The sequence below is a fragment of the Acinetobacter sp. AS5 genome (assembly GCF_048957595.1).
GTDB lineage: Bacteria > Pseudomonadota > Gammaproteobacteria > Pseudomonadales > Moraxellaceae > Acinetobacter.
Window position 1 is genome coordinate 40199 of sequence record NZ_JARDAL010000010.1, and the last position, 19258, is coordinate 59456.

Sequence of the window (19258 nt, forward strand, 5' to 3'; positions counted from 1 at the left end):
TAGGTCAAATAAAAAGAACCAGAAAAAAAGCCTATATTTCAGCTGAAAATACAGGCACTCTGGGGTTATAAACCTTCTAATTTGAGTCGGTTGGCATGCTGGCGGTAGAGGGCGACCGGATCTGGTGCAAACACGCCTTTCAGACCAAACATCATATTGGCCAAGTCCGTATGATTGAGTTTGTACTGGTCATGAATCACCTTGCCCATGAACGCACTACAACGTGAAACCATGCCATCATTGTCTTTACTGCCATAAGATAAAGGGCCGAGCTGCATCAGGATCGTATCAATATCCAGGGCATTGGTGGCTTGGGCCACACCCGTCCATGAATAATAATGAATGCCTTTACTATCTTTCTGTTTTAAATTTTTATTGCAGTTTTCTGTAGAAGCCAATACGCCATCTTTGACCACCTGCTGTGCCACTGTGGCATTAAAAGTATTTGAACCGGTCTGGCTCAGGGATTTCATGGAAGCATCAAAATCAATTTCCAGTTCAGGCTTAAACTGACCCAGTGCAATCAATGGACCAATAATATAATCACCTAAAATGTTAAAGGCGGTACGCGTCAGGCTATTGTTCTGAATATCATCTGCCACTTTGGAGCCATGGTAGGTTCCTGCAACGCCGGTAATAGAGGCGATATACTGCGGCTGGGTCGCTGCAACATACAGCACTGTTGGTCCGCCATGAGAGTGACCAATCAAATTCAGTTTTTTCTTGCCGGTAATTGCCACAACCTCTTCAACCTGATGAACTAGTTGTTCACCGCGATGCGCCGTTGTATTTGCTGGAGACAATTGTGCCGCAAAGACGGTTGAGCCATTACGTGCCATATCTGGCAGAATCTGATACCAGTAATCCAGCCCGATACTATCGGTGCCAATGCGTGACCAGCCTAGCCAGCCATGCACCATCAAGATCGGATATTTGGTCTTGGCATAGTCAGACCGGCTCTTTTCGATGACTTGTGTTGCACTCGCTGCAGCCTGAGTCTGTGCAGAAAAACTGAATCCCATAGTGGTCGCTAAAGCCACAGTCAGTAACTGGGCTGTCTTGCTGAAAGTATACATAGCTGTCCCTTCTTAAATTTTATCGTTATTCAAGCAATCATTGCTTTTTGTAGAGTGTCGCAAGCCACAAATCAGACGATGAAAATATAGTTCTGGCCTTCAGTGGCTAAGCAATTTTTCTTTTGAAGAAACGGTATTTTTTCACTTCAGAGGTCTAAAACCATGTCATTTGGGGACATGCAGGACAGGAGGGATTTACATTGTAAATATATGTTTTATTAACAGATGTATTTAAATAAAAAGTCTTTGAAATAATTGAAATTTTTCTAAGTTATTTTGTGTAAATGCGAAATATTTGGAAACAACTATAAAAGATCATTTTGAGAAAAAATATAAAGTTATCAAAAGGGCATTTATAAAAAAGCCATCAACAGGTGATGGCTTTTAGGCTTAGTCAGCAAAGGGCAGCTTGGCTCCCTGATCATGAACCTGTTCAAAGGTTTCTACCCGCAGCTGTTCTTGCGGTGTATTAAAATGTTTGCTGCGAAGTTGGGCAATGGCTTGCTGTTTGGCAGTATCGGACATGCTGGATTGGTTAATCTGATCCCGTTCATCTAAATAGCCAGTCACCCGGTTTTTCCAGTCGCTGCGTTGTACATCCAGTTGTTCCAGACGTTGTGTCGCTTCAGGGCCGACCAGATTAATCCGCATCTGACGGATTTCATCGCTGGAACCACCACGGGCCTTAATATCAGCGGTGAGTTTGCGCAGATCTTCCAGTTTATTCAGTTGTTCCAGATTTTCCTGCCAGTCCTGTGGGAGCTGTTGAAACAGTGCTTTGAGCTTTTGGGCTTTTTCAATTTCCGTTAAGCCTTTGTCTGCCAGTACGCTCATCCGGTCCAAGGTATATTCATGATAGGCATCTTCTGTGCCAAACAAGCCTTCAATTTCATACTTGGAAAAGTACTGCTGGCGCAAATTCTGGGTACTGTTATAGATACTGCGGTAATAGGCAGGATCTTCCTGATTCAGCCCGGCCGGTGCAGTGAGCTGGCCCAAATCCTGACGGTACTGGATATAACGATCCCATAAATCCAGAATTTGCGAGAGTGCTGGTTCCTTATGATTCTGGCGAATATAGGCTTTAAAATCCTGCTGGATCTGCTGCAGATTTTTTTCACCAAACTGGGTAATAAAATATTCAAAACAGTTGCGGGTCTGTTCATTCACGATCAGACGATTGCTGGCATCTAACTGCATCTGACAATTAATTTCGGTATCTTGCTGGCTGGCACTGGGGAAGGCCGCATTGGCAGGATCATTGACCAAGAGTGCGGTTTGCTCTACCTGAGTTTCAGTTAAAGGCGTTTTTGTCCCGGTATCCGACTGGGTATTTTCTTTTGGAGACAGCCATAAGATCAGCGTGAGTATGCACAGCACCAGCAAAGCCAGAATGATCCATATTTTATATTTCTGCATATCCTATGCACCTATTTTCTCGTTATTTCATTATTTTTAGAGGTTTAAGCTTTTTAAAAGCTTTTAGATGTTCAAGCCGGCTCAATATGCCATAAAAATCATTAGAGACTATAGAAAAGTTGTAAATCCTCTCGCAGGGTTTTACCATGACGCCAATTTATAAAATGTCTGATTTTTTGCCATGAAAGCATCATCTCCTAAAATTCAGCGTCGTCATCTTAGTGGTGTCTTCCTGCTTAATAAGCCTTTGGGTATCAGCTCTAATGCCGCATTGCAAAGAGTCCGCTGGTTGTACCGTGCACAAAAAGCCGGCCATACCGGTGCGCTGGATCCGCTGGCATCCGGTTTATTGCCCGTGTGTTTGGGGGAGGCGACCAAGTTTTCGCATTATTTATTAGATTCGGTCAAGCGTTATCAGACGACCGTATTTTTGGGGCATAGTACCACCACGGGCGATGTCGAAGGTGAGGTGCTTCTGGAAAAAGCGGTTCCTGAACTCTCGGAAGCCTTGATTCAGGACACATTGGCACAGTTTATCGGGGATATCCAGCAAGTGCCGCCGATGTATTCTGCCTTGAAAAAAGAAGGCCGTCCTTTATACGAACTGGCGCGCAAAGGTATCGAGATTGAACGTGAAGCGCGTCCAATTACGATTTTAGCGATTGAGTTTTTGTCCTTTACGGAGAACAGTATCACGCTGGATATTACCTGTTCTAAAGGCACTTATATCCGGGTTTTAGGTGAAGATATTGCCAAAGCGCTGGGAACTTATGGCCATCTGACTTATCTGCACCGCATCAAAACCGGCCATTTTGATTTGATTCCAAGTTATACCATTGAATATCTGGAAAGCCTGAGCGAAGCAGAGCGTGATGCACTGTTATTGCCGGCCTATGCACCGGTTGATCATTTTCCAAAAGTGCAGGTACCCGAAAGTCGTGCAGAATATTTTAGCCGCGGCATGGAAAGCAATATCGAACATGAAGCAGCTGAACAGGTGCTGGTTTTTGATGGTGAGAAATGTCTGGGGCTGGCAGAAATCACCGACAAAAAACGTCTGGTGCCCAAACGCGTCCTGAACCTCTAATCGAGTCAATATATGGAAATTGAGATCATCATCAGTCTGGTTGTCTTTGCATTTTTTGCAGGGGCGATTGATGCTGCCGTAGGCGGTGGTGGTCTGATCCAGATTCCGGCAATTATGGGGAGTTTACCGCATCTACAGCCCTGCTACGGTCTTTGGTACCAATAAATTCGCTTCCATTTGTGGCACAGCTTCTGCGGCATTTTCCTATCTGTGTCAGGTGAAACTGCCTTGGCTGCTCTTGGGCGTGATTGCACTGTGTAGTTTTGTCAGCTCTTTTATTGGTGCAGCCAGCGTTACGCTAATTCCAGTCGAGATTCTTAAGCCTTTTGTGCTGGTCATGTTGATCGTGATCGCCATCTATCTTTAGTGTGAAAGAGGACTCCACCCAACATTAGGGTGGAGGTGAATTTCACGACTTTTTTTTGGTGTTTTTTTAGTGCAATATGATAGAATAATTTACATTAAGTTTCTGTATCTAAATAGATTTAAGGCGAAATGAAGATCAACAAAGCGTACAAATTTAGGCTTGAGCCTAATGCGGAACAAGAGCTTGTTTTAAACAAGTTGCTTGGCTCTGCACGTTTTGTTTGGAATCAAATTTTAGCTGTATCATTTGAGATGCTTGCTAAAAATGAGCGAATCAACAAAGTTAATTTAGTCAATAAAATTCCTGAATTACGCAAAAAACCTGAATGTGCTTTTTTAGAAAAAAGCTCTAATGGTGTTTCACTCCAACAAAAAGTCCGTGATCTTGGTGATGCTTGGGCTAAATTTTTTGATAAAAAAGAACAAGCCAAGTTAAAGCAAAAACCATTTAAGCCTAAAAAACCAAGATTCTTTAAGTTGACCGATGGCAGTGAAATTCAGCTTAGACCACTCATGCCACGATTTAAAAAGAAATCTGATGGTTATGATTCAATTCGCATTGTTCAATTTGGCAGATATTGTTGGGTTAAAGGTAATCAGGTTAAGTTGCCTAATGACATTGGCGTTGTGAAATTCAGAAAATCACAAGAGATTCTTGGTGAAATCAAGAATGTCACAATCTCAAAGCATGTTGGAAAGTGGTATATCTCTTTCGGTGTTGAAAGCACAATAGATGCACCGATTCACCCATCCAAATCAGCCATTGGTGTTGATCTAGGTGTTAAAAAATTAATTACAACATCTAGTGGTCAGGTGTTCGACCCGATCAATAGTTTTAAAGCTAATCAAGTTAAATTAGCTAGGCTTCAACGCAAGTTGAAGAAGAAAACCAAGTTCAGCCAAAATTGGAAAAAGCTCAATTTAAAGATCAATAAACTACACCATCATATTGCCAATATTCGGCATGACTACTTGCATAAAGTCACTACAACTCTCAGCAAAAACCACGCAATGATCGTAGTTGAGGACTTAAAAGTAGCCAATATGTCGAAGTCAGCAAAAGGTACAATCGAGAACAAAGGAAAGAATGTGAAAGCCAAGTCAGGCTTGAACAAATCAATTCTTGATCAAGGTTGGTCAATGCTTGTCAAAATATTGGAGTATAAGCAACAATGGCGAGGTGGTTTACTCGTTAAAGTTGACCCTAGATATACAAGTCTAACTTGTAGCTCATGCGGTCATGTAGCGAAAGAGAATAGACAAACTCAATCTAAATTTGAGTGTGTTGAATGTGGCTTTAGCGAGAATGCGGATATTAACGCTTCTCGCAACATTTTAGCGGCAGGACATGCCGTTTTGTCTGTGGAGGGTCGATGCGGTAAAGGTCGCCCTGTGAAGCAGAAAGCAAGTGAAATCCGTGAGGAAGTCACCTAAGAGCTTTTGCTTTTAGAATCCCCCCACTTGAGGTAAAATGAAAGTGAGGGGAGTATGTCAAACCTTGATGAAAAAACAGTTCGGCCAGGTGCATACCGAACAAAAACTGAATCGGAAAATGCTGATTCTGGCCGCTTTGGGCAGTCTGGCGATAGGCTTTTATGATGGTATCTTTGGTCCGGGCACCGGTAGTTTCTTTATTTTCTTTTTTATTCGCTATTTGAGCGTCGACTTCCTGCATGCATCGGCCTTATCGAAAATTGCCAATTTCACTACCAACCTGGCCGCCTTAAGCTTTTTTATTCCTAGTGGCAATGTGCTGTTTATGGTCGGGACAATGATGGCGGTAGCCAATATTTGTGGTTCCTTGGTCGGGGTGCGTTTGGCATTTAAATATGGCAGTGGCTTTATCCGGATTTTATTCCTGATTCTGGTCAGTCTGCTGATTTGCCGGATGGCATACCAGATGTTTTTTTAGATATAAACCCGATGTAAATCATTCTCGATATTAAAGTTTCTTAACAAATCACTTTATAAACTGTGTCTGAACCTGTTCTGAAAATCTTCTAGAATCAATGATATTAAAAATAAAACAATCGGAGAAATATCGGAATGACGACTATTTTTGAAGCATTAAGAGAGAGTCATGAGATTCAGCGTGATCTTGCAGAAAAACTATTACAGACTTCCGGGGATACAGCAGAACGCCGCGAGCTGTTCAAGCAACTCAAAAATGAATTATTTGCCCATGAGGCTGCGGAAGACCGTTATTTTTATATCCCCTTGATGATGACCGATTCAGGCCTGAATATTACCCGCCATGCCTTGGCCGAACATCATGAAATGGACGAAATGATTGAGGAATTAACTGCAACTGAATTGAGTAATCCGGGCTGGATTGCCATGGCCAAAAAACTTTCCGAAAAGGTGCATCATCACTTAAAAGAAGAGGAACATGGTTTCTTTCAGCAAGCTGGTAAAATTCTGGGAGAAGAGCAAAAGACCGCTTTAGCAGTGCAGTACAAGAATGAATACCAGCATTATAAAGACATGAAAAAAGATATGCTGGTACAAAGCTAAGCTTTAAATTCAAGTCGAATAAATAAAAAAGATGGCTGTAGTGCCATCTTTTTTATGCCAATTTACCTACCTTCTATATTTTGCTTTCAAAGCAAGTAAAAACACAGAATGGATAGGATATTTAATTAGTTATTCAAATTCCAATAAGCCTTTTAGGCATTCTTTTCTGCCGATCCTTGACGGGCGGCACGTACGGTCACACCGACAGAGGCCAGCATGATACAGACTAATGCTACCGTCTGAAGATACGTAATTTTCTCCCCCAATAGCATAAAACCGGTCAGTGCTGCCAAAGCTGGTGACAGGCTGGAGAGGGTGCCATAGCTGGTCTTGTTTAAATGCTGCAAAGCTTTTAAGTCCAGCGCATAGGGAATCGCTGTGGCCAGAACCGCAATGACAACGGCTTTACCCCAATGTTGCGTATCAATCAATGCGGGCGCATTGTTATAGAGCCCAATCGGAAGCAGACACAGGGCTGAAATGCTAATCGCAATAGTCAGTGCATGCATACCGATATTTTGCTGAACCACACGTTGCCCAAAGAAAATATACAGTGCCCAGCATAAACCCGCACCTAAAGCACAGGCGGCGCCGAGCAGGTCGAAATTACTGCTATTGGCCTGTCCCCATGGCACCATCAGTGCGATGCCTAAAATGGCCATTAATACCCAAATATAGTCACTACGATGTTTAATCGAAATGAGGGCTAGGCCGAGCGGACCAATAAATTCCAGTCCTACCGCAATTCCCTGCGGTAATCTTCCGAGGGACAGGTAGAATAAAATATTCATGACCCCTAAAGCGGCGCTATAGCAGAGCAAATCCCGCCATTTCAAAAAAGGCAAACGGGAAATAATTTTCCAGGAACGGAACATTACCCCAACAATAATTGCTGCAAAGCACAGCCTTAAAATGGTCACAGTAATCGGATCCAGCACACTAAACAGCTGTTTGGCAAAAGATGCACTAATCTGGTAGGAGGTCATGGATAAGACCATGAACAATACAGCAAGGAGTTGGGCGTTTGGCATGGAAGCAGCTTCTACCCAGAGCGGGTGAAAATGAGAAATAGGAGGAAATGAAATTATAGCAAACTGGTTAATTTTTAATGAGTAGGGCAAGGAAATATTTTGCCGAGGCGAACTTAAATTTTGATTCAATCAAGTTAAGTTTTGGTCCGATCAAATACCTAAAGATTTTAAATTCAAAGTTAATCTTCTATGTAATTGCGGTTACAAATTAATCAATTTTTAAATTGATCTTGTTTTTATATTTATTAAAATATCTTAGACCCCGTGATTCGGGTTAGCTTTAAAATAACAATGAAAACACCTTGGATCCCGTGTTTCTGGACAGAATTAAAATAACAATATCAAATAATTAAGGTAGATAATAATGAAATTAAGAATACTTTCTTGCGCCATTTTCAGCTGCATGCTGGCAGCATGTGGTGGTGGCTCCGATAGTTCTGATAATAATGAACCAGTCACTAGTCAACCGGCACCGACCAATCCTGGAACCCCGGGTGATGGAGCATCAGACACCATTTCTGAATTCTATAACTATCAATTCAACTTACCGAATATTGATGGATCAGAGATGGAATCGCAAAAACTTCTATTAGCCAGTCATAAAAATAAAATTACTGACGGCATATTATATGCGGATAATAACAGCGCTGTTGATACTGAATACGATCTTGAAGAAGATATGGTCTTCTCAACTTATGTCACAACAAAAGGGGTGTTCCCTGCAGATCGCACCCGTACAGCATTAGGTTATAAGCTGGAAAAAATATTAGAAAATACGACGACTCAATTTAAAAGTCGTCCTGTGACGATACCTGAGAACAATATCAGCAATCATCGACACATAGCGTGGTATGACCTGTCTGGTAAAGCATTAACTGAACGTACCAATATTGCTGTGGTGAAAATGTATGATGATCCCGCGACCAGAGTGTTCTTTAACAGTGATAATACGACAGCTGAGCGTAAATACTATAATGAGTTTGCAACCAATTTTGTCGATTTGCAGAAGGCCCGCAAATTCCCAAATGGATCTAAATGTTTCCGTCTTCTGGCTGAACATCCTGAAGAAGAATATATTGAATTTGATCCGGAAGTAAAAACTGGCTTTAGCACACTTGCTGAATGGCAGGCACAGCAGTCTGTCCAAGAAATGGCAAAAACGATTCTAGATGACACGATGGCTAACTTGAAATATAAAAAGGCAGAATATAAAGACGATGCTATGCAATATTACAAATATTTCGGTGCGATCGAATATCAAGGCGGAATTTATTCAGTTGATTTCTCGGAACATGGGGAACATATTGATCACGACGACTATATTGCTCAATCAAGACAGGCTGCCTTGGATGACTTGAATAAACAAGAAGGTGTAACTTCTTTAATGATCAAATGGACAGAATATATGTATGATCAGCTTGCCTCTGGATGTGATGGCTATAATGCGACAGCAGCGACTGTATTAAATACTGCGATTAAAGACGCAACACCACGTTAAAATTTGAAAATAAGTGATCTTAAATAAAGGCGCTCTAGCGCCTTTATTTTTATTCAAGATTTTTGTCTTTGGGTCGTCACCGTACAGCCTACCGAAGCACTGATAATCGTGGCCAATGCCAGCCACTGTGTCCACAACAAGGTTTCACCCAGAAAAAATAGGCCTGAGAGTGCGGCAATGGCGGGTTCCAAACTCATCAAGGTACCGAAACTCAGTGCGCTTAAATTACGCAGTGCGATCATTTCTAGAGTGAAAGGCAGTGCACTAGCCAGTACTGCCAAAGCCACAAAATACAACAAACTCATCGGTTCAAAAGTATGTGCCGGCATGCCTGCAAAGAGTGCGATCGGCATCAGTACCAGCATGCCGACAAACATGCCTAAGCAGACAGTATGATTGCCAGAAACGCCTGAAGGTCTTTGGCCGGCAACGATATATAAGGCCCAGCAGGCACCTGCACCCAAGGCGAATGCCATCCCAATCGGGTCAAGCGGCTGGGCAGCTTGATCAAAAGGGAACAGCAGAACCAGCCCTAAAATCGCCAGTCCGACCCAGACAAAGTCAAATTTTTGCCGTGCATAAAACAGGGCGACACTTAAGGGGCCAATGAATTCAAAAGAGACAGCAATCCCCAGTGCCAGGCGATTAATCGACAGGTAAAACAAGAGGTTCATGCCGGCCAGAGCAAGGCCGTAACTGATAATGGCTGGCCATTTGATCTGTCTGAAATGGATTTGCCAAATTTTAAAAATCAGTGCCAAAATCACAGCGCCCAAAAGCAGACGCATTGCGGAAACAGTCAGGATCGGAAACTGACCGAACAGATATTTGGCAAAGGAACCACTGCTTTGCATACTGATCATGGCGATCAGCAAAATCAGCGGCGCTTGCACGATGGGTGCAATTTTAAAATTCAGCATGACTAAATAGGTTTCGATTGCTCGAATAACGGAAGAGCAGCATAAGCTGAAAAAGTTTTAAAATAAAAACCTTAAAAAACAAAAAACCACAGCCCGAGAGCTGTGGTTTTTCTACTATATTGAATTAGAACAATACGCGTGCGCGGATTGTACCTTCAACATTCGAAAGCATATCGAGTGCTTCATGAGATGCAGCAGCATCGACATCCATTACCAGGTAACCGACATCACCTTTAGTCATCAGTGACTGACCAGAGATGTTGATGCCTTGTTCAGCAAACAGGTTGTTGATTTTAGACAACACGCCCGGAATATTTTGATGGATGTGCAGTAAACGGTGTTTGCCTTCAGTCAATGGCAATGCGATTTCTGGGAAATTCACCGCAGATAAAGTCATACCTTTGTCAGAATAAGCTACAAATTTCTCAGCGACTTCCAGACCGATGTTCGCTTGCGCTTCCATGGTCGAACCACCCACGTGCGGAGTCAGGATCACGTTTGGCAGGTTACGCAGTGGAGAAACAAATTCTTCACCGTTCGCTTTAGGTTCTTTCGGGAATACGTCAACCGCAGCACCAGCAATATGACCAGATTTGATCGCATCTGCCAGGTCTTCGATCACGACACAGGTACCACGTGCCGCGTTGATGAAGATTGAACCTTCTTTCATTTGCGCGAACTGATCTTTGGTCATGAAGTTACGTGTAGACGGAACATCAGGAACGTGTAGAGAAACCACATCGGCATTTGCCAAAAGTTCGCCCAAGCTACCGACTTGACGTGCATTACCTAAAGGCAATTTAGTCACTGTATCGAAATAGATCACTTTCATACCCATGCTTTCAGCAAGTACAGAAAGTTGTGAACCAATTGAACCGTAACCTACGATACCTAAAGTTTTACCACGTGTTTCGAATGAACCGACAGCCGATTTATTCCAGCCACCTGCATGTGTATCTGTTGATTTTTCAGGTACACGGCGCAGAAGAAGAATAGTTTCTGCCAATACCAGTTCAGCAACTGAACGTGTATTTGAATATGGTGCATTAAATACCGGAATACCGCGACGCATTGCAGCATCAAGATTGACCTGATTGGTACCGATACAGAAGCAGCCTACTGCAATCAGTTTGTTCGCGGCTTCAAATACCTCTTCAGTCAATTGAGTACGGGAACGAATACCGACAAAGTGTGCATCTTTAATCGCTTCTTTCAGTGCTTCACCCTCAAGCGCTGTTTTGCGATAGTCAATGTTGGTATATCCAGCTGCATTCAATGTATCGATTGCGTTCTGGTGAACGCCTTCTAGCAATAGAAAACGGATTTTATCTTTAGGTAGAGAAAGATGTTGGCTCATTACGGCTCCGCTACAAAGGCCAAATTTAGTCGCGGTATGATAGCACAGGAATGGGGCGGTTATACATTTCCTTAATGACGCTCACATCAGCTATTCTGGCAAGATATATTGATAATAATGATCATGGTGTTTGATTTAAATCTGCATTTTCAAAGGTATATTATCAAAATTGTCATTTTTCGCGGGAAACACCAAAAAATAGCTTATAATATTGCGCCATGCTTTTAAAGCAGCGTGATCCGGTGCTTTAATAACCATGTTTCGCCTGATTTGTATCCATGTTTTTATGCATAAAAAATGTGCAAATGAACCAGCGAAGTCTCTCTTGTTTAAATCATGCTAGGTCTGCAAACGATGAATGCTCCAGTCGCTTTAACCCCTGAGTTATTGACCCAATTGACTGCAATTGTGGGTGAAAACCGTATTAAAACCGATACGGACAGTCTCCAGAATTGGGGTCGCGATCATACGAAGCACTTTGATCCAAACCCGTCAGTCGTCGTTTTTCCGTCGTCAACTGAGCAAGTTCAAGACATCGTAAAACTGGCGAACCAATTTAATGTTGCAGTGACTCCATCGGGTGGTCGTACCGGTCTTTCTGCAGGTGCAGTCGCAGCCAATGGCGAGATCGTGGTCAGCATGGACAAGATGAACCAGATTCTGGAGTTTTTCCCGGCAGATCGTATGGTGCGCGTACAGGCAGGTGTGGTGACTGAACAGTTACAGAACTATGCTGAAGAGCAGGGCATGTATTACCCAGTTGACTTTGCTTCGGCAGGTTCATCGCAAATTGGCGGTAACATCGGCACCAATGCTGGCGGCATCAAAGTGATTAAATACGGCATGACCCGTAACTGGGTACTTGGCCTGACCGTTGTGACGGGTAAGGGCGATGTATTGCGTCTGAACAAAGGTATGATCAAGAATGCAACCGGTTATGCGCTACAACATTTATTTATTGGTGGTGAAGGCACGCTGGGTCTGGTGACGGAAGCGGAAATCAAGCTTGAACGTCAACCGCAAGACCTGCAAGTGATGGTACTGGGTGTACCTGACTTTGATGCGATCATGCCGTTATTGCATGCCTTCCAGGCGAAAATTGACCTGACTGCATTTGAGTTCTTTGGTGAACTGGCGATGCAGAAAGTCTTGGCCCATGGTCACGTGCAACGTCCATTTGAAACTGAATGCCCATTCTATGTATTGCTTGAGTTTGAAGCGCCGTTTGAGCCGATTATGGACAAGGCGATGGAAATCTTCGAGCATTGCATGGAACAAGGTTGGGTGCTGGACGGCGTAATGAGCCAAAGCCTGGATCAGGTAGAAAGTTTATGGCGTTTACGTGAAGATATTTCTGAATCTATCGCGCCATTTATTCCATACAAAAATGACATTTCCGTTCTGATCACGCACGTTCCTGCATTCATTAAAGAAATTGATGCGATTGTATCGACGAATTACCCAGACTTTGAAATCTGCTGGTTCGGTCATATCGGTGACGGTAACTTGCACTTAAATATCTTAAAACCTGCTGATTTGTCTAAAGATGAATTCTTTGCCAAATGTCAGGTGGTGAACAAGTATGTCTTTGATACCGTGAAAAAATATGACGGTTCAATTTCTGCGGAACATGGTGTGGGCATGACCAAGAAGCCATATCTTGAATATTCGCGTTCTGCGGAAGAAATCGAATATATGAAAGCTCTGAAAAAAGTGTTTGATCCAAATGGCATCATGAATCCGGGTAAACTTTTCGATCTTTAATCGGTCGGAATTGAAAAAAGCGCATCGAAAGGTGCGCTTTTTTATTGCTGTGTAAATACAGTTACAGAGTCTAAATGGTTTTGTAGTAAGAAGCTCGGCATGATGGGTTGGAATAAGAATGATGATAAAGGGTTAAATAATATGTTCCGGATATTGGCAGTCGCAACTCTCGCTTTTGGTATATTGGGTTCAGGCTGTGCAACTGCTCAACAGGTCATTGCAAAGGTACAGTCGTCTTCGGACACGCCTTTGGAACAGGTTTTACAATTAAGAACGGATTTACGCAAGGAACTGGCAACAGTTGAATTGCGCCAGTTCTTTGACAAGATAGAGTCGCCCACGATTGGACAGGTCAAAGTCACTGAAACTGGGTTAATGGATGATTCGGTACGCTCAGTACAGACCATTTATTATTTTAAACGGGAAGATAACAGCTGGATGCTGCAAAATACCGAGAAACTGTATCGTTGTGCACGAGGTTCAAATACCAAGGCTTTCCAGAAAGCAGTCTGTCCATAATAGTGTTTGATCTTTAGACAGATTTTGATTAAAAGCGTATCTAAGGATGCGCTTTTTTGTTTTGGGAAGGGGGAGTTAATGGACTCAAATATATTAGCCGCTACAATTGGCGTAATTGGAGGATGTTTAGCTTCACTCTTATTATTCTATCTAAATAGGTTTTATACCAACTAGGATAAAAGAAAATCAGAAAAAATCCTACGAGAAAAATTATTGTATCGTGAGAAAGATAGTGAACTAGAGGCAGATCAAAATTTTATTTTTTCTTTACCTAATTTGAAAAGAGAAGTGTATTTAAACTGTCATATCAATTGGGATAGCGGAATCACTCTTAATATGATGAAAGGTAATGAAGACTTAATCTGGTTTTTAAGATTCTGTTGGCTAAGCTTAGTAAGATTTTTTCCTCAAGATCATTTTTCAACAGAAGGACATGTTAATTATATTGATCAATTTATCATGGATAGGGCTAACTATCATTCCTCTAGATTAGACTGTAGTGACCAATTAAAAAGTGGGAGTATTTCAAAAATAACGCTAGGATATTCAATAGCAAAAGATATTGATCAACTAATTATAGACTTGGTAGAACAAATTCTTCATTTTGAAAATGTTAGAAAAGAAAAATGGTTTCAAGAGTGGAATTCAGTAGAGTCTATTTGATTTTTATAAATTATTAGAATATAGATGAATAATGTATCCTCCCTTGATTTGTAATGATTATAAGTACTTTTCATTTCACGGCTTTTCAATAATTTTTATGAATTAGATAATTTGGTTTCAAGTCGCTAAAAGCAAAAATAATATTTTGATTAGGTCATTAAAAAAGAGAACGGACTTAAAAACAGGACTCTGCTAAAATTTCTTCTTTCTATTTTAGACAAAGTTCAGTCTGTTAAAACGGGCAGACTGACAATAAAAACTCCCATGCAAAAAATCCAAACCCAAAAACTGACCCGTGCCACACTCATGTTCCCGCTGGCACTGGTCCTATTTGAATTCTCAGTCTATATCTGTAATGACCTGATTCAGCCGGCCATGCTGGCGATTACCCGTGATTTTGGCGTGAGTAGTTCATGGGCACCATCCTCCATGTCCTTTTTCCTGTTGGGCGGGGCATTTGTCGCAGCGATCTTGGGGCCATTGTCCGATCGTCTCGGACGTAAAACGGTACTGCTCGGCGGTGTGGCATTTTTTACCCTCAGTTGTCTGGCCATTTTATTGACACCCAATATCGAAAGTTTCTTATTCCTGCGCTTTTTACAGGGCTTTGGCCTGTCCTTTATTACTGCTGTAGGTTATGCCGCCATTCAGGAAAGCTTTGAAGAACGTGATGCCATCAAAGTCATGGCACTGATGGCCAATGTGTCTTTGCTGGCACCCTTGCTAGGACCAGTGCTGGGTGCCTTTATGATTGATCATATCTCCTGGCATTGGGGCTTTATCGGGATTGCATTTCTTTCATTTCTGAGCTGGTTTGGCCTGAAAGCCAAAATGCCAAACCTGAAAGTCAGTATTCCCAGACAACCGGTCAGCTATATTCTGGATGACTTTAAACAGGTTCTAAAAAATAAACGCTTTGTGATCATGACTGTAGCCTTGCCTTTGGTGAGTCTGCCCTTGATGTTATGGATTGCCTTGTCACCGGTGATTCTGGTCGAGCAATTTGGATTCAGTAGTGTGCAATATGGTCTGGCGCAGTTTCCGGTCTTGGGTGGCCTGATTGCAGGTAATCTGATTTTGCTGAAAATTATCGATAAAATGCCGCTGGGTAAAACCGTATTATTGGGTCTGCCACTGATGCTGTTAGGTGCAGGTTTATTGATGTTGGGCTTATTGATTCCAGAGTATTTTGTCCATTGCCTGATTATCGGTACCACCTGTATCAGTCTCGGTGAGGGTGTAAGTTTTTCGGTACTGTACCGTTTTGCACTGATGTCTTCTGAAGTGTCCAAAGGCACGGTGGCCGCGACGGTTTCTATTATCCTGATGCTCAGCTTTTTTGTAGTGATTGAAGCAGTACGAATGGCATATGAAGCCTATGATATTTGGGCCTATTGTGTTGCCTCTTTGATTCTGATTGCACTGTGGTTTACTTTGCCACGCATGCAACTCAAACAGTTAATGCTGGAAAGACAGGAGCGTGGGGAGTTTTGATTCCTTATTAAGGAAAATTATAAATTATTGAAATCATATGTTCAGTATTGAATTTCCCTCTCCTTTTAGGAGAGGGCTAGGGTGAGGTTAAGTATTTAATAAGTTCCCTCTCTCTAACTCTCTCCCAAAGGGAGAGAGAATTTTCTTTTGACTGATCTAATTATATTAGGATTCTACAATTAAGCTTCAGCGGGCTGTTCCAGCTTCTTCAGTTTCATATCAAACAGGAATGGACCGAAAGGTAGAATCGAAGCGATTAAACCCATCACAAACATGCTGAGAGACCATTTCTGTTTTTCACATACCGCAAATAACACCACCAGAAATAGCACAAACAGTACGCCATGACCCATGCCGACATATTTCACCAGAATCGGATTATCCAGCATGTATTTCACTGGCATCGCGATAAATAACAGCAGCAGGAATGAAATCCCTTCAAGCAAACCGACCAGACGCAAAGTTTTGATGTTCATAATACATATTGATTTAACCGAATTAGTTTTGAGTGTACCGAATATCACCTGAATATTGAATCTTAATAATAAAGATATATTCAATATTTTTAATAAGTTATAACCAAGTGAGGCAGTTGGTTATTTAATCTCGGCACCTAGTAATTCATGACGTAATTTTAGTAATTCCGGTAAGGTTTCCAGCAATAAACTGATCTGTTTCAGTACCAAAAGCAGATGTGCTGACTGGTTTTCCTGGGTACTTAAGCGTTGAATTTCTGCCAGTTTATGATCAATGTCGTAGGTATCTAAAGGCTGTTGTTGCAGCAATACCCCAGTTAAGGTTTGCTGGCACCAGTGCATTAAATCCAGAATTTGTGTATCAGTAACCTGCTCACGGTGACTCCCCAATGCTGCAATATAACTGAGTTGGCTATGACTATAGACCAGATAGCGAAAGGCACTTTTGACCAGTTGCGGATCTGGATTCGGTTCGGTACTCAGACTTGAAATCATGCTGGATAAATCAATCTGTGCATTGTGGGCCAGACGCCGTGCAGTCCGGTAAGCAATACTGTTATCTTTACCGTTTTGATATTGCTCGACCACTGCAGCAAAATAGTCCAGCGTAGCAAGCGATGATTTTTTAATATTGCTGGAAATATTACGAAAATTCCAGTCAGGCCAGATCCAGCTTACTGCCATCCAGGCAATCAGACAGCCCAACAGGGTATCAATAATACGTGGCAAAATGATCGCATAACCGGCACCTTTCAGGTTGAAGATCAGGAGTACCATCAAGGTCGCCATGAGGGTTGCCATGGCATATTTTTTGGAACGCAGATAGAAAAAACCGACACCAAAAATCACTGTCAGCAGCAATTGTCCTTCGACACTTGGCACAAAATACAGAATGGGGACACCCAGCATGACCCCTAATAATGTTCCCAGGGTCCGCAATTTGAGCCGGCTTTTGGTGGCAAAATAACTGATCTGACAGACAAACAGGCTGGTCAGTAAAATCCAGTAGCCATTTTTCGCAAAGGGTAATAATGAAATGGCATAGCCGACTAGAAATACAATGGCAATCCGCACCGCATGCCGAAAGAGTGCCGATTGTGGACTTAAGTGCGGTTTGAGTTTCAGCCAGAGATCTGTGCTATCGCGAATATCATCATCAAACAGACTCAGGTCATCAAAATGCTGCTGATAGCGTGGCTTATACAGCGCCTGTTGATCATGCAGGTGTTGTAACTGCTCATATACACTCAGCAGATTGGCCAGAATAAGCTGTAAATTTTTAACTTCAATATTTTGTGGGTGTTGAGCAATCCAGTCCTGCATCGACTCCTGTAAATGTTTTAATGCCAGTTCATCATCTGTAGACAGGTAAAACTTCTCATTGCGCAGCACACAGTCTGCCAGATGCTGACAGGCAAGGGCTTGCAGACGGATATTTTTCTGAATCCGGAAAATCAGGTCAGTGCGGCTAAAATGCTGTTCGATCTGTTCATAATGCAGATAATTCGCGGTGGCCTGTTCATGAATATCCTGCATCAAAAAATACAGATTCAGCCAGTAAATGGTATTACGATTGGCACGCGAAGCTTTGAGTCGGGTCAATAGCGAATCTTTGCTGCGGTTAAAACTCTGAATGACTAAAGTATTTTTAAGTGACAACTCATAGAGCAGGGTTTCAACATTCGGATGCTGGTCCGGATCAAACAGTTTGGCTTTACTTAGCAGTAAATCCGACATGTGCTGCAAGCTTTGTGCGAGATTTTCCTGAACCTGCAAGGTAGGACGCAGCAGAAAAAACAGAATAGACGTCAGGCCGTACCATAGCGCCCCAATGACAAAATAAAGTGGCTGTTCATACCAGTGCTGATATTCGCCCAGGCCGAACATGGTATAGATTGATAGTAAAATGGTGCCAAATGAAATTGTGGCATAACGTTGGCCTAAGGCACCCATTAGAATAAACAGCGCACTCGACAGTGATAGCCACAGTGCAAACCAGAATTTATGCGGAGCAAGAAATTCCAGAATGCTGCTGACACTAAAAAACAGAATGATGACCAGTAACAGGTTGCGCAAACGCAGGCTTAGCCGGTCATCAAAATCAGTCAGTGCCGTGGCAATTGCCCCTAAAGTTACTGGAACGATCAAGAACTCATAACCCAGAAACTTCAGACCGAAAGTAGTACCTAAAAACACCAGTAGGATCTGCAGGCAATAAGTCATCAGTGCACTGGACTGAAAGGGCAGCAGGACCGGTTTTATAATTTTAACAAGAGTAACAGTCACAGGTTGGGCAGCATTCACAAGGACAGGATCCGGGAAGTAAAAACGCAAAGTTCTGAATGCAATTTAGACGCCAAAATAAAAGAAAAATCCATAAAAAACGAGCATAGTGCCCGTTTTTTCTATTTAGTTATTGGCATAGAAGGTGTTTAGATCACGCCACAGGCAATACGTTCACCGCCGCCGCCCAATGGTAATGGGTTGTCGGAATAGTTATCGCCACCGGCATGAACCATAATCGCACGACCCTGAACATCAGCCAGTTTCAGACGTGGCGCAAGCAGGGTGACACGTGCAGTTCCATCTGTATTGACTTTCAATGCTGGTAAATCACCTAAGTGACCGGTCACTGGCGTACCGTGATGCGGTGCCTGATTTGGATTGTAATGGCTACCTGCAGCCAGTGCTGCGCCCATCTTGCCGTCTTTCATGGCAGGCGCGCATGAACCATTTTCATGAATATGGAAACCGCGTTCACCCGCAGGAAGTTGTTTCAGGTTGGTACGAATAACCAGACCGGCTGGGCTGTCACTGAGTAATACGGTACCAATCTCTTGGCCCACACCTTGAGCAGTTACAGCATTCACAGTTACTGCTCTGACCACTTCATTTGATGGGGAGGTTGATGCACAACCGGTAAAAAGTGCGGCGCTTAACGCGCAAAGTGTCGTAATTTTAAACAATGAAGACATGATTTTGGCATCCTGATCTTTATTCTGTTTTGTGGATTCATTTAAACAGAGCAAGATCAGAAGCTCTATATAGAATCAGTACTTAAATGTTTTGTTTTG

The 19258-nt window shown here is 42.5% G+C and carries 16 protein-coding genes and 2 pseudogenes; 10 read left to right on the top strand and 8 right to left on the bottom strand.

What is annotated here, in order from left to right:
* Positions 1 to 65 precede the first annotated feature (65 nt).
* Together PV763_RS04720 and PV763_RS04725 are read right to left on the bottom strand one after the other, a co-directional pair.
* The gene (locus PV763_RS04720) at positions 66 to 1076 is read right to left on the bottom strand and encodes an esterase/lipase family protein (protein ID WP_336018022.1); all 1011 of its coding nucleotides are present in this window, start codon (positions 1074 to 1076) and stop codon (positions 66 to 68) included.
* 390 nt (positions 1077 to 1466) lie between these two features.
* Positions 1467 to 2495 carry a lipase secretion chaperone gene (locus PV763_RS04725; protein ID WP_420937444.1) on the bottom strand — a complete coding sequence of 343 codons (1029 nt, stop codon included), beginning with the start codon at positions 2493 to 2495 and terminating at the stop codon, positions 1467 to 1469.
* A gap of 181 nt (positions 2496 to 2676) precedes the next feature.
* Here PV763_RS04725 and truB point away from each other — a divergent pair, with 181 nt between their 5' ends.
* The 5 genes and pseudogenes from truB to PV763_RS04750 all read left to right on the top strand — a co-directional run bounded on the left by truB (position 2677) and on the right by PV763_RS04750 (position 6462).
* Positions 2677 to 3582 (top strand): tRNA pseudouridine(55) synthase TruB, encoded by a 906-nt coding sequence (gene truB, locus PV763_RS04730; protein WP_086044417.1) that lies wholly within the window; start codon positions 2677 to 2679, stop codon positions 3580 to 3582.
* 12 nt (positions 3583 to 3594) lie between these two features.
* Positions 3595 to 3943: pseudogene (locus tag PV763_RS04735) on the top strand (TSUP family transporter); the annotation flags it as partial.
* A gap of 134 nt (positions 3944 to 4077) precedes the next feature.
* The gene (locus PV763_RS04740) at positions 4078 to 5382 is read left to right on the top strand and encodes an RNA-guided endonuclease InsQ/TnpB family protein (protein WP_336018026.1); all 1305 of its coding nucleotides are present in this window, start codon (positions 4078 to 4080) and stop codon (positions 5380 to 5382) included.
* A gap of 61 nt (positions 5383 to 5443) precedes the next feature.
* Positions 5444 to 5860, top strand: a pseudogene (locus PV763_RS04745) (sulfite exporter TauE/SafE family protein); the annotation flags it as partial.
* A gap of 134 nt (positions 5861 to 5994) precedes the next feature.
* Positions 5995 to 6462, top strand: a complete 468-nt coding sequence (locus PV763_RS04750) for a hemerythrin domain-containing protein (RefSeq protein WP_004732380.1) — start codon at positions 5995 to 5997, stop codon at positions 6460 to 6462.
* Positions 6463 to 6614: 152 nt separating this feature from the next.
* On the opposite strand, the gene PV763_RS04755 is transcribed toward PV763_RS04750, so the two are convergent.
* The gene (locus PV763_RS04755) at positions 6615 to 7493 is read right to left on the bottom strand and encodes an EamA family transporter (protein ID WP_005101268.1); all 879 of its coding nucleotides are present in this window, start codon (positions 7491 to 7493) and stop codon (positions 6615 to 6617) included.
* Positions 7494 to 7857: 364 nt separating this feature from the next.
* Here PV763_RS04755 and PV763_RS04760 point away from each other — a divergent pair, with 364 nt between their 5' ends.
* Complete coding sequence (locus tag PV763_RS04760) at positions 7858 to 8991, top strand: hypothetical protein (RefSeq protein ID WP_336018029.1); 1134 nt, start codon at positions 7858 to 7860, stop codon at positions 8989 to 8991.
* A 53-nt stretch (positions 8992 to 9044) separates the two neighbouring features.
* Here PV763_RS04760 and PV763_RS04765 read toward each other — a convergent pair whose 3' ends face one another.
* Complete coding sequence (locus PV763_RS04765; RefSeq protein ID WP_336018031.1) at positions 9045 to 9911, bottom strand: EamA family transporter; 867 nt, start codon at positions 9909 to 9911, stop codon at positions 9045 to 9047.
* A gap of 124 nt (positions 9912 to 10035) precedes the next feature.
* Positions 10036 to 11268, bottom strand: coding sequence for a phosphoglycerate dehydrogenase (gene serA, locus PV763_RS04770; protein ID WP_174894164.1), 1233 nt, complete (start codon positions 11266 to 11268; stop codon positions 10036 to 10038).
* Between the two features lie 354 nt (positions 11269 to 11622).
* Here serA and PV763_RS04775 point away from each other — a divergent pair, with 354 nt between their 5' ends.
* The 4 genes from PV763_RS04775 to PV763_RS04790 all read left to right on the top strand — a co-directional run bounded on the left by PV763_RS04775 (position 11623) and on the right by PV763_RS04790 (position 15708).
* Positions 11623 to 13032, top strand: coding sequence for an FAD-binding oxidoreductase (locus PV763_RS04775; RefSeq protein WP_004644999.1), 1410 nt, complete (start codon positions 11623 to 11625; stop codon positions 13030 to 13032).
* Positions 13033 to 13173: 141 nt separating this feature from the next.
* On the top strand, positions 13174 to 13551 hold the full coding sequence (locus PV763_RS04780; RefSeq protein WP_420937456.1) for a hypothetical protein: 378 nt from the start codon (positions 13174 to 13176) through the stop codon (positions 13549 to 13551).
* A gap of 213 nt (positions 13552 to 13764) precedes the next feature.
* A complete protein-coding gene (locus tag PV763_RS04785; RefSeq protein WP_257223372.1) occupies positions 13765 to 14214 on the top strand; it encodes a hypothetical protein in 450 nt (149 codons plus the stop codon).
* Positions 14215 to 14478: 264 nt separating this feature from the next.
* Entirely contained in the window at positions 14479 to 15708 is a 1230-nt protein-coding gene (locus tag PV763_RS04790) for an MFS transporter (RefSeq protein ID WP_420937445.1), read from the top strand.
* 179 nt (positions 15709 to 15887) lie between these two features.
* Here PV763_RS04790 and PV763_RS04795 read toward each other — a convergent pair whose 3' ends face one another.
* The 3 genes from PV763_RS04795 to sodC all read right to left on the bottom strand — a co-directional run bounded on the left by PV763_RS04795 (position 15888) and on the right by sodC (position 19159).
* Positions 15888 to 16184: a DUF3817 domain-containing protein gene (locus tag PV763_RS04795; RefSeq protein ID WP_253175363.1), complete on the bottom strand. Its 297-nt coding sequence runs from the start codon at positions 16182 to 16184 to the stop codon at positions 15888 to 15890.
* A 120-nt stretch (positions 16185 to 16304) separates the two neighbouring features.
* Positions 16305 to 18488, bottom strand: coding sequence for a YccS family putative transporter (yccS, locus tag PV763_RS04800; RefSeq protein ID WP_420937446.1), 2184 nt, complete (start codon positions 18486 to 18488; stop codon positions 16305 to 16307).
* A gap of 128 nt (positions 18489 to 18616) precedes the next feature.
* Positions 18617 to 19159: a superoxide dismutase family protein gene (sodC, locus tag PV763_RS04805; protein ID WP_004732359.1), complete on the bottom strand. Its 543-nt coding sequence runs from the start codon at positions 19157 to 19159 to the stop codon at positions 18617 to 18619.
* Between the last annotated feature and the right edge of the window lie 99 nt (positions 19160 to 19258).

Coding starts and splice junctions, on each gene's coding strand:
- PV763_RS04780 (WP_420937456.1), top strand. CDS start 13,174: ATGTTCCGGATATTGGCAGTCGCAACTCTCGCTTTTGGTATATTGGGT.
- PV763_RS04720 (WP_336018022.1), bottom strand. CDS start 1,076: ATGTATACTTTCAGCAAGACAGCCCAGTTACTGACTGTGGCTTTAGCG.
- PV763_RS04740 (WP_336018026.1), top strand. CDS start 4,078: ATGAAGATCAACAAAGCGTACAAATTTAGGCTTGAGCCTAATGCGGAA.
- PV763_RS04765 (WP_336018031.1), bottom strand. CDS start 9,911: ATGCTGAATTTTAAAATTGCACCCATCGTGCAAGCGCCGCTGATTTTG.
- PV763_RS04750 (WP_004732380.1), top strand. CDS start 5,995: ATGACGACTATTTTTGAAGCATTAAGAGAGAGTCATGAGATTCAGCGT.
- serA (WP_174894164.1), bottom strand. CDS start 11,268: ATGAGCCAACATCTTTCTCTACCTAAAGATAAAATCCGTTTTCTATTG.
- PV763_RS04795 (WP_253175363.1), bottom strand. CDS start 16,184: ATGAACATCAAAACTTTGCGTCTGGTCGGTTTGCTTGAAGGGATTTCA.
- PV763_RS04790 (WP_420937445.1), top strand. CDS start 14,479: ATGCAAAAAATCCAAACCCAAAAACTGACCCGTGCCACACTCATGTTC.
- PV763_RS04755 (WP_005101268.1), bottom strand. CDS start 7,493: ATGCCAAACGCCCAACTCCTTGCTGTATTGTTCATGGTCTTATCCATG.
- sodC (WP_004732359.1), bottom strand. CDS start 19,159: ATGTCTTCATTGTTTAAAATTACGACACTTTGCGCGTTAAGCGCCGCA.
- PV763_RS04725 (WP_420937444.1), bottom strand. CDS start 2,495: ATGCAGAAATATAAAATATGGATCATTCTGGCTTTGCTGGTGCTGTGC.
- PV763_RS04760 (WP_336018029.1), top strand. CDS start 7,858: ATGAAATTAAGAATACTTTCTTGCGCCATTTTCAGCTGCATGCTGGCA.
- truB (WP_086044417.1), top strand. CDS start 2,677: ATGAAAGCATCATCTCCTAAAATTCAGCGTCGTCATCTTAGTGGTGTC.
- PV763_RS04775 (WP_004644999.1), top strand. CDS start 11,623: ATGAATGCTCCAGTCGCTTTAACCCCTGAGTTATTGACCCAATTGACT.